10 protein-coding genes and 1 pseudogene are annotated in these 13,297 nt (G+C 69.1%); 7 read left to right on the top strand and 4 right to left on the bottom strand.

Annotated elements, in window-relative coordinates; all coding sequences use genetic code 11:
* Positions 1-3,492 (bottom strand): bifunctional proline dehydrogenase/L-glutamate gamma-semialdehyde dehydrogenase, encoded by a 3,492-nt coding sequence (locus BLU77_RS02555; protein ID WP_089771555.1) that lies wholly within the window; start codon positions 3,490-3,492, stop codon positions 1-3.
* 163 nt (positions 3,493-3,655) lie between these two features.
* On the opposite strand from BLU77_RS02555, the gene BLU77_RS02550 reads away from it, so the two are divergent.
* Positions 3,656-4,804, top strand: coding sequence for a hypothetical protein (locus BLU77_RS02550; RefSeq protein ID WP_089771554.1), 1,149 nt, complete (start codon positions 3,656-3,658; stop codon positions 4,802-4,804).
* 9 nt (positions 4,805-4,813) lie between these two features.
* Positions 4,814-5,614 (top strand): IclR family transcriptional regulator, encoded by an 801-nt coding sequence (locus BLU77_RS02545; RefSeq protein WP_089771553.1) that lies wholly within the window; start codon positions 4,814-4,816, stop codon positions 5,612-5,614.
* A 37-nt stretch (positions 5,615-5,651) separates the two neighbouring features.
* Here the strand turns inward: BLU77_RS02545 and BLU77_RS02540 are convergent, their stop codons facing one another.
* The 3 genes and pseudogenes from BLU77_RS02540 to BLU77_RS02530 all read right to left on the bottom strand — a co-directional run bounded on the left by BLU77_RS02540 (position 5,652) and on the right by BLU77_RS02530 (position 9,071).
* Positions 5,652-6,329 carry an SDR family NAD(P)-dependent oxidoreductase gene (locus tag BLU77_RS02540; protein ID WP_089771552.1) on the bottom strand — a complete coding sequence of 226 codons (678 nt, stop codon included), beginning with the start codon at positions 6,327-6,329 and terminating at the stop codon, positions 5,652-5,654.
* Between the two features lie 58 nt (positions 6,330-6,387).
* A pseudogene (locus BLU77_RS02535) lies at positions 6,388-7,322 on the bottom strand (SMP-30/gluconolactonase/LRE family protein).
* A gap of 27 nt (positions 7,323-7,349) precedes the next feature.
* On the bottom strand, positions 7,350-9,071 hold the full coding sequence (locus BLU77_RS02530; protein WP_089771551.1) for an IlvD/Edd family dehydratase: 1,722 nt from the start codon (positions 9,069-9,071) through the stop codon (positions 7,350-7,352).
* An 89-nt stretch (positions 9,072-9,160) separates the two neighbouring features.
* On the opposite strand from BLU77_RS02530, the gene BLU77_RS02525 reads away from it, so the two are divergent.
* The 5 genes from BLU77_RS02525 to BLU77_RS02505 all read left to right on the top strand — a co-directional run bounded on the left by BLU77_RS02525 (position 9,161) and on the right by BLU77_RS02505 (position 13,245).
* A complete protein-coding gene (locus tag BLU77_RS02525) occupies positions 9,161-9,922 on the top strand; it encodes an IclR family transcriptional regulator (RefSeq protein ID WP_089771550.1) in 762 nt (253 codons plus the stop codon).
* Entirely contained in the window at positions 9,922-10,935 is a 1,014-nt protein-coding gene (locus BLU77_RS02520) for a zinc-dependent alcohol dehydrogenase (RefSeq protein ID WP_089771549.1), read from the top strand. Before BLU77_RS02525 ends, BLU77_RS02520 begins: the two co-directional genes overlap by 1 nt.
* Positions 10,936-11,226: 291 nt before the next feature.
* Positions 11,227-11,655, top strand: a complete 429-nt coding sequence (locus BLU77_RS02515; RefSeq protein ID WP_089771548.1) for an OsmC family protein — start codon at positions 11,227-11,229, stop codon at positions 11,653-11,655.
* Positions 11,656-11,659: 4 nt separating this feature from the next.
* Positions 11,660-12,442, top strand: a complete 783-nt coding sequence (locus BLU77_RS02510) for a hypothetical protein (RefSeq protein WP_089771547.1) — start codon at positions 11,660-11,662, stop codon at positions 12,440-12,442.
* A 5-nt stretch (positions 12,443-12,447) separates the two neighbouring features.
* Entirely contained in the window at positions 12,448-13,245 is a 798-nt protein-coding gene (locus BLU77_RS02505) for a thymidylate synthase (RefSeq protein WP_089771546.1), read from the top strand.
* The last annotated feature ends 52 nt before the right edge of the window (positions 13,246-13,297 follow it).

Here is a 13,297-nt window from a genome sequence, read left to right as displayed (position 1 = left end):
TCAGCGGCCGTCGACTCCCGCTGGCGTGCCGGTCGGAGAGTCTTCCTGGGCAGGCAGGTGACCGAACCGGTGCATGGTGCGGCTGATCGCCTGCTCACGCAGCACGCTCAACATCTCGCGACGCCCCGAGGCGAGCACTTCTCCCGTCAACGGGGTCACGTCGGCGCGCTCGTCGCCGGCGGCCTCCCACAGCCCGGGCACATAGCCGATCACGCGCAACCGCCCGATCACGCGACCGGCAGCCACCCGGCCACAGAACTCCTCGTCCGTCTCGGTGGCCCAGTCCATGGCAGCCACGTCCGGTCCGAGCGCCGCACTCACCTGCCGGAACACGTCGGAGTGCAGCGAAACTTCGACCGGCACGCCGGCGCATGTGGCGGCAAGCACCATCCGGCCCACCTCCACCGGCATCGCTTGCGCGCCTGCGCGCACGGTGAGCAGCGGCACGGGGCGGTACCGGAACACGTTCGCCTCGCTGCGCAGCCCGGTCAGATCGGTCTCCCGGCGATAGATTTCGTCCCGTGCCCAGGCGTCGCTGGCCGCGGCCACCCGGAGCCACTCCTGCTCCGCTGCGTCGTCGCTCAGGCGTAGGAACCACTCCAGCAACGGCCGCGTGCGGGCACCCACCGTCCCCTGCCCGTGCGGACGGCGCTCGGTCGCCCACGTGCCCAGCTGGGCCACGTAGTTGGGGCCACCTGCTTTCGCCCCGGGCCCCACCGAGGATCGCTTCCACCCACCGAACGACTGCCGCTGCACGATCGCGCCCGTGGTGTGCCTGTTCACGTACGCGTTCCCGACCTCCACGTGCGTAAGCCAGTGCCGGATCTCGGCCTCGTCGAGGCTGTGCAGTCCCCCGGTCAGGCCGTAGGCGGTCGCGTTCTGCCACTCGACGGCTTCCTCGAGGGTGTCTGCGGTCATGATGCCCAGCACGGGACCGAAGTACTCGGTGAGGTGAAATGCCGAACCTGGCCACACCCCTTCCTTCACGCCCGGCGACCAGAGCCGTCCCTCGCCGTCGAGCTGGCGTGGCTCCACCAGCCAGGTCTCCCCCGGTTCGAGAGTGGTGAGGGCGCGCTGCAACTTGCCCTGCGGGGGTTCGATGACCGGCCCCATCGTGGTGCCCAGATCCTGCGGCCAGCCGACACGCAGCGAGGAGACGGCGTCGACGAGCTGGCGCCGGAACCGTTCGGAGGTCGCCACCGAACCGACCAGGATGAGCAGGGACGCGGCCGAGCACTTCTGCCCGGCGTGGCCGAATGCGCTGCGCAGCACGTCCGCGACGGCGAGGTCGTAGTCCGCGCTCGGCGTCACCACCAGCGCGTTCTTGCCACTGGTCTCGGCGAGCACGCCGGGACCGGTCAGGCGATCGGCCCGCCAGGAGGTGAACAGCTGGGCGGTCTCGTAGGCACCGGTGAGGATCACTCGATCGACGTCCGGGTGGGAGACCAGATGGCGCCCCACATCGCCCTCGTCGGTGCGCACGATCTGCATCAGTTCTGCCGGCACGTCATGGGTCGCGAATGCGGCGTAGATCGCCTCGGCGACCACCTCCGAACAACCCGGGACCGGCGGTGCCGGTTTCGCGATCACTGCGGCGCCGGCGGCCAACGGCGCCAGCATCCCCCCGGTGGGGATCGCGATCGGAAAGTTCCACGGTGGCGTCACCAGCACCACACTGTCCGGGGTGAAGGACAGACCCTCAGCCTCGGAGATCTGCTCGATCTCCTCGGCCCGGTCGGCGTAGTAGCGGGCGAAATCGATCGCCTCGGAGACTTCCGGATCCGACTCGGCGACCGTCTTGCCGCCCTCATGGGCGGCCACAGTCACGAGCGCACCCCGTCGTGCCTCGAGTTCGTCGGCAACGGTGCGTAGCACGGCTGCCCGTGCGGCCGCCGGACGGGCGACCCAGCTGGCACGGGCCACCCGCGCCCGCGCCACCACGTCGTCGACGGCCTCGGTGGAGCCGAGCATCGGGGAGGTGAGCTCGCGGGGCGGGGCGGTCACCCACTCCCTGGCTGCCTGCCGCACCTCGGGCAGTGAGGGGTCGGAATCCACCGAGTTCACGAACGAGCGCCCACTGGGCGCCCGCTCGGCGGTCCGGCGTCGTTCGGCGCTGACCTGCCCGGCAGCGGCCACCGAGGCCCGGAACCGGTGCTCCTGGTCGGTCAGCGGGGAGGAGCCCGTCTCGTCACCGGCGTGCGGGGCGAAGATCGCGTGCACGAAGTTCTCCGGTGCGGCATTCTCCTCCAGGCGGCGCACCAGGTAGGAAACGGCCACGTCGAAGTCCTGCGCGGCCACCACCGGGGTGTACAGGATCAGCGGGCTGCGGGTGCCCACCTCTGCTGCCACAGCGCGCGCCTGAGCCGGCGCCATGCCCTGCAGCATCTCCACGTCGAAGGCGTGCGCGACATCCCGCCCAACGGCCAGATGGTGCGCCAGAGCGAGGTCGAACAGGTTGTGCGAGGCCACGCCCACGCGGACGGCGTCGGCCACCTCCGGGCACAGGATGGTGTCGAGCATGCGCACGTAGTTCGCATCGACCTCCTCCTTGCTCCCGTAGGTCGCCTGCGCCCAGCCATGCACCTCGGCCTCCACGTGCTCCATCGCCAGGTTGGCCCCCTTGACGAGGCGGATCTTGATCGGTGCCCCTCCCGCGCCGCGGCGTGCCTGGGCGAAGCGGATGAGTCGTTGTAGCGCGTCGTAGGAGTCGGGCAGGTAGGCCTGCAGCACGATCCCCATCTCCAGGGACAGGAACTCGGGTTCGTTGCAGATCGCCTCGAACACCGCCACGGTGAGGTCGAGGTCGCGGTACTCCTCCATGTCCAGGTTCACGAACGCCGTCGGGGTCTTCGCCGCGGCAGTGCGGTAGAGCGGGCGGAGCCGCTCAAGCACGCGAACGACCGTGCCTTCGGTGTCCCAGGGACTGATCTGAGAGACCAGGGCTGAGACCTTGATGGAGACGTAGTCGACATCGCTACGTTCCAGGATCTGCCGGGTGCGGGCCGCGCGGGAGGCAGCCTCCTGCTCGCCGAGCACAGCTTCTCCGAGCAGGTTCACGTTCAACCGCCGCCCGTCCGCCCGGGCGTTCGCCAGATGCTGGGCCAGTCCCGGGTCAGACGCGTCCACGACGAGGTGCCCCACCAACTGACGCAGCCGTGCCCGGGCGAGCGGAACCACCACCGACGGCGCCAGTCTCGCGACCGACGCGCCCACGGCGAGCATCGCTCGGTCCACCGGAGAGAGGAAGCCGCCTGCGGCAGAGGTGGAGAGCCGGCCGAGCTCGCGAGCGGCCACCGCCAGATCCTCCGGCCGGGCTACCCGATCCACGAAACGCACCGCGAGGTCGAGCCCCTCGGGGTCCGAGACCAGCGCGGCCAACCGGCCCGAGGTACGGCTCTCGCTCGCGGTCGTGCCGTGCGACGTCGCCTCGGCCCACCGCCGGGCGAGCTGGACGGCGGGCTCGACAGCAGTACTCAGGGTGGTCTCGGTCATCCCCCTATCTTGCGCTGTCCGAGTGCCCCGCGTCTCGTCAGACGGGTGCGGGTTCGTCAGTGGTCCCGGCCCTTCACTTGGCACGATCGACGCGGGTGAGGCGGCGAGGCGGCGCCAGGGCAGGTTTCCATCCTGCGAGGTGGGACTCGGTACAGTCACGGCCATGACCGCCGACGCCGAGATCCGCGCGTGTGAGCGAACCTTCCGCCGGTTCGGGCTGCCGCTGCTGGTGGAGAACCACTCGGCGCGGCGGGATGTCTTCGGCCGCGCAGCGCCGTTCCTGCTCGTGGTGTTGTTGCTGCAGCTGACCGGTGCGGTGCGTCTGGACTGGTCGGCATGGGCGAACGTGCTCGCCGTGGTGGGGGCGGTGGCGATCATCTTCGCGGCCTACGTCGGGCTGAACGTGCTGCGCGGCAGACGATGGAGCACCCTTCCACAGGACGTGGGCCTGCCCGAGCTGGCGTTCTTCGTGCTGGCCCCGGCGGCCGTGCCGGCCATCATCGGCGCCCAGTGGGGCACGGCTCTGAGTACCGCGGCCGGGAACCTGGTGCTCCTTGCAATCGTCCGTGGCGTGGTCGGCTACGGGCTGGCGGCCACCCTGTGGTGGGGCATGGGGCGCATCTGGCGAGACCTGGGGTCATCCCTGGTGCGGTTGATCCGCTTCCTGCCGCTGCTGCTGATCTTCTCGATCGCGCTCTTCTACAACGCCGAGGTGTGGCAGGTGTTCGATCACACCCCCGGTGTCTCGGATTTCATCCTCGCCGGGTTCTTCGCCCTGCTGATCGCGGTGATCCTGCGGATCCGGTTGCGCAGCGAGTCCCAGGAAGTACTGGACCGGGCCGCGGCCGAGCACCCGGAGGTGGCCGAGCTTCCGCCGCTGACGCGGCCGCAACAGATGAACATCGCCGCGATGGTGGGCACCAACCAACTGCTCCAGGTGATCGTGATCAGCGCCGGGGTGGGGCTGTTCTTCTTCGCACTCGGCACCCTCACCATCACCGACGGGGTGCTGGAGGCCTGGAGCATCGACGGTGGCTCGTGGCAACAGCGCTTCTCGCTCGCCGGCGCAGACCTGCTCATTACCCAGACCCTGCTGCGGGTCTCGGTGGCGCTGGCCACCTTCACCGGCCTGTACTACGCGATCTCCGTGCTCACCGATGCGCTCTACCGGGCCGACTTCGTCGACGACATGGCCGAGCAGATGGCCGAGGTGTTCGCACACCGGGTGCGGTACCTGCAACTGCTTGCCAGCCGCGAGGACGACCGCCTCGACGCGCCGCTCGCCACTGATCGCGGGAACGGCCAGGACTAGGGTGAGGTGATGGCGATTCCCCCTGCCACCGACGGCCGACTGGTCGGTTCCGACCGCGTCCTCGCTGTTCTCGTCGAACTTGCTCAACACCCGGCCGGGATCGGCCTGGACGAGTTGACCACCACCATCGGGAGCGCGAAATCGACCGTCCACCGCGCACTCGGCGCCCTGGTGCGGGCCGGCTTGGCCACCAAGGACGGTCGTGGGACGTACCGGCTCGGCGACGAGTTCTTCCGGATCGCATTCAGCCACCGCGAGGCCCGGCCTGACCATGAACGGGTCACACCGGCGTTGCAGGCGCTGTGCGAGCGCTTCGCCGAGACCGTCCACTTCGCTGTGCTCGACGATCGCTCGGTAGTCTACCAGGCAAAGGTCGATCCGCCGGCAGGCGCGGTGCGGCTCACGTCGACCGTCGGGGGACGCAACCCCGCCCATGTCACCGCCGTGGGCAAACTGCTGCTCGCCTACCGCCTGCCCGATCTGGAGTCGGTCCAAGCCTGGACCGACGCTGCCCCGGTGGAGCCACGGACACCGAACTCGCTCACGTCCGCAACAGCACTGCACGCTGAGTTGGAACAGATCCGCGCACGCGGGTACGCCGTCGACGATGAGGAGAGCGAGCTCGGCGTCGCGTGCGTGGCCCTGCCGACGTTCCTCGCCTCGCCCAGCACGCCGTCGGGAGCGGTCAGCGTGAGCGCGTTGGCGCGCCGCACGCCGTTGCAGCGGCTGGTCGCGGCCATCGACGAGATCCGTGACGAGCTTGCCGCCTTCGGGATCAGCACCACACCCGACGGCGCACGCTCGCACTGAGCGGGCCCGCCGCCGTCGGGAGGGGGTCGCCTCGGGCTCAGTACGTGGCGCGCCCACCAGAGATGTCGTACACGGCGCCGGTGGAGAAGGAGCATCTGTCCGAAGCGAGCCAGGCCACCAGCTCGGCCACCTCGTCGGCCCGGCCGACGCGTTTCATCGGGATAAGGCTGGTGATGTGCGCGAGCACATCAGGGGCAGTCTCAGCGTTCATCGGCGTGGAGACGACGGCGGGGGCGATGGCATTGACGAGCACTCCGAACTGCGCCAGGTCCTTGCCCATCGTCTTCGTCATGCCGATGACGGCGGCCTTCGTGGCCGAGTAGGCGATCATATTCGGGTTTCCGTCCTTGCCGGCCATGCTGGCAAAGTTCACGATCCGCCCCCATCCGGACTCGATCATCGCCGGAGCGAAGGCGCGGCACACGTTGAACGTCCCATCGACGTTGACGGCGAACGTGCGCTTCCATGCGGCATCGTCCACCTCCCAGAACGGGATGTTCGGCCCGACGATGCCTGCGCTGTTGATCAGGATGTCCACGGCGCCGATCCGTTCGGCAGCCTCGCGCACGGCGGCGGCGTCGGAGATGTCGAGGACCACATCGGCGCTGTCGGCGATGTCGACCGTGATGATCTCCACTCCGTCCGCGGCCAGCCGCTCGGCGGTGGCAGCGCCGAGCCCACTCACCCCACCGGTCACTACTGCTCGTCGAGTCATGGCTGTGCACTCCATCGTTGGGTCGTCATTCGTCCGTGATCGCACCATCGCGAAGCGATCACGTCAGGCCACCGGCCTCACCTGTTCGGTCGGGCTGATCCGCCCGCTCGGGGCCGGCCCACAAGGGCTGCGGCAGTCCAGCAACACCCGGCTCCACGGTGAACAGGAATCCCGATTGCGGGAATTGCTGGAGTTGAACATCGGTGAGGCCCTGAGTGGCCGTGGTGATGACCAAGGTGCGCAGCTCATCGCCCGCGAACGCCACGCTCGAGGTGTGCGGCGCGGGCACGTCGACGACTCCGACCAGCTCACCCTCGGGCGAGTACCGGTGGACCTGCCCCTTCCCCAGACGGCTACCCAGAGGTGTTCCTCGGTGTCCAAGCACATCCCGTCCGGATATCCGTCGTCCAGGCGCACCAGTTCCGAGCGGGCGCCCGTGGCTCCGGAGACCGGGTCGTAGGAGCGGACGTAGACGACCTGCCGCAGGGTGTCGACGCTGTACATCCGCGTCCCGTCCCGGCTCCACGCGAGCCCGTTGGCCAAGGTGAGGTCGTCATCGATCGTGGTGAGATCGCCGTCGGGCTCGATGCGCAGGAGTACCTCAGCGGGAACCTGCTGCGCACCGCCGGCATGCAGGGTGCCGACCACGAACCTGCCGGCCGGGTCGGGTTTGGCGTCGTTGCAGCGCCGCCGGCCATCTCCGGGCAAGATCGTGGGTCCCGGGGTGAGGTGCCCGTCGGGTGTGCGCATCAGGATCCGGTCCGAGCCGGCGAGGATCCACTGGCCGCTCGCTGCCGGTGCGACAGCGCCGATCGTCTCGTCGAAGGGCACGCTCTGGACGGTCTCGACCGCGCCGTCGTCCTGGAGCACACCCATGTGCACGGTGCCGCTGACAATGTCGACCCAGAGCAGTCGGCCGCGGGGCGCGTCCCAGAACGGGCCCTCACCCAGCTCGCACCTCGTGCCGTTCGCGAGGTGGGCGGTATCACTCACAGTCACCACCAGTGTTTCCTCCCTGAGTCAGTGCGACTCACGCAGCACCTCCGAGCCGGACGAACCCACCAGGAAGTCCAGGTCCACACCGGCATCGGCCTGCAGCACGTGGTCGACGTACAGCCGCTCCCAGCCGCGAGCGGGATTCGCGAAGCTCTGCACGGTTCGCTCACTCGGTGAGCGTGCCGCCAGGTCCTCGTCGCTGATCAGCACCTCGATCCGCCGCGCGGGGACATCGAGGGAGATGACGTCACCGGTCCGAACCAGCGCCAGCGGTCCGCCGGCGGCGGCCTCCGGTGTCACGTGCAGCACGACGGTGCCGTACGCCGTCCCGCTCATCCGTCCGTCGCAGATTCGCACGACGTCCCGCACGCCACGTTCCAGCAGCTTGCGTGGCAGGGGCATGTTGGAGACCTCCGGCATCCCCGGGTAGCCCTTCGGGCCGCAGCCGCGGAGCACGAGGACCGAGTTCTCGTCCACTTCCAGGTCCGGATCGTCGATGCGCGCGTGCAGGTCCTCGACACTGTCGAAGACCACCGCGGGTCCGCTGTGCGTCATCAGGTGCGGTGAGGCGGCCGCTGGTTTGATCACGGCTCCGCCCGGTGCCAGGTTGCCGCGCAGGACCGCGATCCCGGCATCGCGCTGAAGTGGTGCGGCACGGTCACGGATCACGTCGCCGTCCCAGACCCGGGCCTCGTCCAGGCCATCCACGAGTGGTCGTCCCGTGATCGTGATCGCCTCCGGATCGAGGAGGTCACGGACGTCGCGCAGCACCGAGCGGAATCCCCCGGCCCGGTGGAAGTCGTCCATCAGGAACTCGCCGGAAGGCTGCAGGTTCACCAGCAACGGGACGCCGGAGCCGACCCGGTCGAAATCGTCCAGGCTCAGCTCGACGCCGAGCCGGCCGGCGATCGCGAGCAGGTGGACCACTGCGTTGGTCGAGCCACCGATGGCCGCGAGCGCCACGATGGCATTGAGGAAGGATGCGCGCGTGATGGTGGTGCTCGGGCGCCGGTCCTGGCGCACCATCTCGAGGATGGTCCGTCCTGTCTCGTGCGCGCCGGCGAGCAGGTTGCTGTCCACGGCGGGGGTTCCCGCCAGGCCCGGGAGCACGACGCCGAGCGCCTCGGCCATCAGGGCCATCGTCGACGCGGTGCCCATGGTGTTGCAGTGACCTTTACTGCGGATCATCGACGATTCCGAGCGCAGGAAGTCCTCGGCGGACATCTCGCCACCGCGAGTCTCTTCACTGAGCCGCCAGACGTCAGTACCACAGCCGAGCGCACGCCCCCGGAACGTCCCTGTGGCCATCGGGCCGCCCGGGACCACGACGGCCGGGATGTCCACCGAGGCGGCGGCCATCAGTAGGGCCGGGATAGTCTTGTCGCAGCCGCCGAGCAGCACGACGCCGTCGATGGGGTTGGCCCGGAGCAGTTCTTCCGCAGCCATCGCTGCCATGTTGCGCCACAGCATCGCCGTCGGACGCATCTGCGTCTCCCCGAGCGAGACCACCGGGAGGTTGTGCGGTACACCGCCGGCCTCCCAGACCCCCATCTTCACGTGCTGGGCCACCTCGTCCAGATGGGCGTTGCACGGCGTGAGATCCGAGGCAGTGTTGGCGATCGCGATCTGCGGCTTCCCGTCGAAGGCGTCCATGGGCGCGCCGCGGCGCATCCAGGCGCGATGGATATAGCTGTTGCGGTCCCTGCCCCCGTACCACTGCGAACTGCGAGGCTGTGCGTGACCCATCGATGCCAACTTTCCATTTACTGGACCCTCGATCTAGTATTGTGAAGACTAGGCGGGGAGTTCCCGCAGAGCAACCCAAGGATGGTGCAATGGCCCAGGAGGCGCGGCTGGTCGGTACCGATCGCGTGCTGGCCGTGCTCATCGAGCTCGGCGCTCACCCGCACGGCGTCACGCTCGACGAGCTGTCCCGGCAGGTCGCGAGCCCGAAGCCCACCGTCCATCGCGCCCTCGCCGCGTTGCGCCGGCAACGGCTCGCCATCCAGGACGGTCACGGGCGATACCTGCTCGGTGATGAGTTCGTGCGGCTCGCCTTCGCCAATCACGAGCAGCGGCCCGAGCACATGCGGGTCGCCCCCGCCCTGAGCCGGCTCTGTCACCGCTACGGGGAAACGGTCCACTACGCCATCCTGGACGGTCACGATGTGGTCTATCGAGCCAAGGTCGACCCCCCGACCGGCGCGATGCGGATCAGCTCGGTGGTCGGCGGCCGCAATCCCGCCCACGCCACGGGCGTCGGCAAGCTACTCCTCGCCCAGACGCTCACCAGTGCCGATGAGATCAGTCGCTGGATCGGCAACCGCCCGCTCGCCCGGCCTACGGACCACACACTGACCCAGCCGGAGGAGTTGCACGCAGCATTCGAGAAGATTCGTGACCAGGGCTACGCGGTGGACGAGGAGGAGAACGAGATCGGCATCGTCTGCCTTGCCGTACCCGCCGCACCATCCCCGCCTGCGCCTCACGGGGCGATCAGCATCAGCGCACTCGCTCACCGCACCCCTCTGGACGCCCTCGTGGGCGACTTCGAGGCAATCCGAACCATCGTCGATCGACCGGAAGATGACCATTGATGCGAGCCTTCGTCCTCACCGCACCCCACACCGCGACCGTCGTCGACGTCGAACCACCGCGAGCCGGACCGGACCAGGTCGTGGTCGACATGGCACGCGTCGGAGTCTGTGGCACCGACCAGGAGTTCTACACCGGGGAAATGGCTTACCTCGCGGACGGGTTCGCCAGCTATCCGATCCGCCTCGGCCACGAATGGTGCGGCACCATCAGCGCGGTGGGCGACGGCGTCGACCCGGACCTCCTCGGCCGGCGCACCACCGGGGACACCATGCTGGGGTGCGGCACCTGCGCCCGGTGCCGATCGGGCCGGCACCACGTGTGCGCCTCCCGGTACGAGATCGGGGTGCGCCACGGCTGGCCTGGCGCGCTCGCCGAGCAGCTGCTCGTACCCGCATCGGCCCTGCACTTGCTCCCGGATGCCGTGGACGACACCTCCGGTGCAATGGTGGAACCGGGCGGCAACGCGTTGCGCGCGGTCCGCGCCGCCCAACTCACGCCGGGAGACTGTGTGCTGATCGCCGGTCCGGGCACGATCGGCCTGCTCGCCGGGCTGTTCGCCCGGGCCGCCGGCGCACAGGTGCACCTGCTGGGGACCACGACGGCGTCCCTCGAGTTCGCCCGCACGTTCGGTTTCGATGGGGTCTGGAAGGCCGAGGACCTCCCCGAACTCGCATGGGATGCGGTGATCGACGCGACGAATGCGCCAACGATTCCGGCGTTCGCCCTCGATCAGGTGGAACCGGGCAAACGGGTCGTCTATATCGGTGTGGCGGGGAGTCCGAGCACGATCGATACCCGCACACTCGCCCTGAAGGATGTGACCGCCGTCGGGATCCTGGGCGCCTCCGCCGGTCTGGACGGTGCGATCGCCGCCTATGCCGACGGCTCGGTGGACCCCGAACCACTCGTTCAAGCCACGATCGGCCTCGACGGTCTGGCTGAGGCATTCCGCGGGGTCCGCCCGTCCGGCGCAGGCCCGGGCCCGAAGCTGCACGTGGATCCACGAGGCTGACCTAGCCGTCGGTCAGCACTGATCGCCAGCACCCGTCTCGCATCGAACCGTTCAGCCAGACCGATCGGTCGACCGGGGCAACGGTCCACCTGGCATAGCCGGACACGTTCGTCAACTCTCCGCACAACCGTGGTGCGTACTGCCGCCAGAGGTCACCACGGGTGGCGACCCAGGCCTCGATCGATCCGTCTCCAGCATTGCCAAATAATATACTTTTGTTCCAGTAATCAGAATACATACGTCGACCCACCCGGCGCCCCATCCGGTGTGATCCAGTGCGATGATCAGGGGATGGAACTTCCCACCTCTGGACTTCGCATCGAACGCACCGGCACCCGCCAGTACGTCGCCCGGAACGACCGCGGCGGCGAGGTGGCGATCGGCCCGCGCGAGATCGACGGTGTCTTCAACCCCGGTGAGCTGATGGCATTGGCGCTGGCGGCCTGCACGATGATGAGCGCGGATCTGCCGATCGGGCGGCGCCTCGGCGAGGACTTCACTGGCGGCGCCGTGGTCCGCACCGAGAAGGACGAGCAGCAGAACCGGTACACCTCGGCCGAGGTGGACGTGCTGCTGGACACGGACTCCTTGACCGAGAAGGAGACCGAAGCCCTGGTCCGGGTGATCTCCCGCGCCGCGGAGCAGGCGTGCACCGTGGGCCGTACGTTGCACGCCGGCCTGCCGCACGAGGTGCGCCTGGCCCCTCCCGGGAAGGACTGAGTCGATGGCACCGCGGCTGGATCACCTCATCGACGCAGCAACCACGATCCCGTCCACCCAGGTGCGCCGGTACGTGGACGGGCTCCGGCGCGCCCACCCGGACGCCTCCCCGGCCGAACTGATCGCCCTCATGGAGCGCCGGTACCTGATGGCGGTGAGCACCTCCGGTGGCGCCGTGGGAGCAGCGGCCGCCTTCCCCGTGGTGGGTACCGGTGTCGCGATCGCTCTGACGGCCGGGCAGGTGGGCGCGTTCGTGGCCGCCTCGGCCGCCCTCACCCTCGCGGTGGCGGACGTGCACGGGATCGCCACCGAAGACGCCGCCCGCCGTCGGGCCCTGCTGCTGACCACGCTGCTCGGTGAGAACGGCCCGGAGCTGCTCGAGCAGCAGCTGGGCCTGTCCACGGCCACCTGGGCGCAGGTGTTGCTCACCCGGATGCCGGTGGCCACCGTGAAGACGGTGAACAAGGCGTTGCGCGGACGAGTCGCCAAGGCGGTCGTCGCCAAGGGCGGCTCGGTGATGCTGGGCCGACTGGTGCCGTTCGGGATCGGTGCGGTGATCGGGTACGCCGGCGGCCGGGTGATGGGCAAGAACCTCATCGAGGGGATGGAGGCGGCCTTCGGGGCCGCACCCGCCGAGTTTGCCCGTGAGCTCGAGTCCCTCATCGAGGTCACCGAGATCACCTCCGGGGACGACCCAGACAGCCGCGACCTGTTCGCCGATGCCGCCCGGATCGCCGACGAGGCCGCCGAGCCTGACCGGCCCCGCCGCGACACCGACCTAGACTGATCGCCATGCCGGACACCCAGTACGAGAACCTTCTTGCCCACGTCCTGCAGCAGGGCTCGCCGAAGTCGGACCGCACCGGCACCGGCACCCGGTCGATCTTCGGCCACCAACTCCGTTACGACCTCTCCCAGGGTTTTCCGCTGGTCACCACCAAGCGGGTGCACCTGAAGTCGGTGGTGCACGAGTTGCTGTGGTTCCTCCGGGGCGATTCCAACATCGCCTACCTGCGCGAGCACGGGGTGCGCATCTGGGACGAGTGGGCAGACCCCGACGGCGATCTCGGCCCGGTCTACGGCGTCCAGTGGCGCTCCTGGCCCACCCCCGACGGCGGGCACATCGACCAGTTGGCGACCGTGCTCCAGCAGCTGCGGGAGCAGCCGGACTCGCGGCGGATGCTCGTCTCAGCCTGGAACGTCTCCGAGCTGGACAAGATGGCCCTGGCTCCGTGCCACGCCCTGTTCCAGTTCTACGTGGCACAGGGCCGCCTCTCCTGCCAGCTGTACCAGCGCAGCGCGGACCTGTTCCTCGGAGTGCCCTTCAACATCGCCTCCTACGCGTTGCTCACCCACATGGTGGCCCAGCAGTCGGGCCTGGAGGTGGGAGACTTCATCTGGACCGGTGGTGACTGCCACATCTACGACAACCACACCGAACAGGTGCGCGAGCAGCTCAGCCGCACCGCGTTCGACTTCCCTCGGCTGGAGCTGCGGCAGGCGCCGGACCTGTTCTCCTACGCCTTCGACGACGTCGAGGTGCTCGACTACCAGCACCATCCGAGCATCAAGGCACCTGTGGCAGTCTGAGGGGACGCACGGTAGCGCCGGTACGCAGGGCGGACATCAGGAGGGAGAGGTC

The sequence above is a fragment of the Ruania alba genome (genome assembly GCF_900105765.1).
GTDB classification, from domain to species: Bacteria; Actinomycetota; Actinomycetes; order Actinomycetales; family Beutenbergiaceae; genus Ruania; species Ruania alba.
Note: the sequence above shows the minus strand (reverse complement) of the source record. Positions and strands in the feature narration are given on the sequence as shown.

What these genes read in the sequence shown, in the direction of transcription:
- BLU77_RS02555 (WP_089771555.1), bottom strand. Translation starts at nt 3,492, where the DNA reads ATGACCGAGACCACCCTGAGTACTGCTGTCGAGCCCGCCGTCCAGCTC.
- BLU77_RS02550 (WP_089771554.1), top strand. Translation starts at nt 3,656, where the DNA reads ATGACCGCCGACGCCGAGATCCGCGCGTGTGAGCGAACCTTCCGCCGG.
- BLU77_RS02545 (WP_089771553.1), top strand. Translation starts at nt 4,814, where the DNA reads ATGGCGATTCCCCCTGCCACCGACGGCCGACTGGTCGGTTCCGACCGC.
- BLU77_RS02540 (WP_089771552.1), bottom strand. Translation starts at nt 6,329, where the DNA reads ATGACTCGACGAGCAGTAGTGACCGGTGGGGTGAGTGGGCTCGGCGCT.
- BLU77_RS02530 (WP_089771551.1), bottom strand. Translation starts at nt 9,071, where the DNA reads ATGGGTCACGCACAGCCTCGCAGTTCGCAGTGGTACGGGGGCAGGGAC.
- BLU77_RS02525 (WP_089771550.1), top strand. Translation starts at nt 9,161, where the DNA reads ATGGCCCAGGAGGCGCGGCTGGTCGGTACCGATCGCGTGCTGGCCGTG.
- BLU77_RS02520 (WP_089771549.1), top strand. Translation starts at nt 9,922, where the DNA reads ATGCGAGCCTTCGTCCTCACCGCACCCCACACCGCGACCGTCGTCGAC.
- BLU77_RS02515 (WP_089771548.1), top strand. Translation starts at nt 11,227, where the DNA reads ATGGAACTTCCCACCTCTGGACTTCGCATCGAACGCACCGGCACCCGC.
- BLU77_RS02510 (WP_089771547.1), top strand. Translation starts at nt 11,660, where the DNA reads ATGGCACCGCGGCTGGATCACCTCATCGACGCAGCAACCACGATCCCG.
- BLU77_RS02505 (WP_089771546.1), top strand. Translation starts at nt 12,448, where the DNA reads ATGCCGGACACCCAGTACGAGAACCTTCTTGCCCACGTCCTGCAGCAG.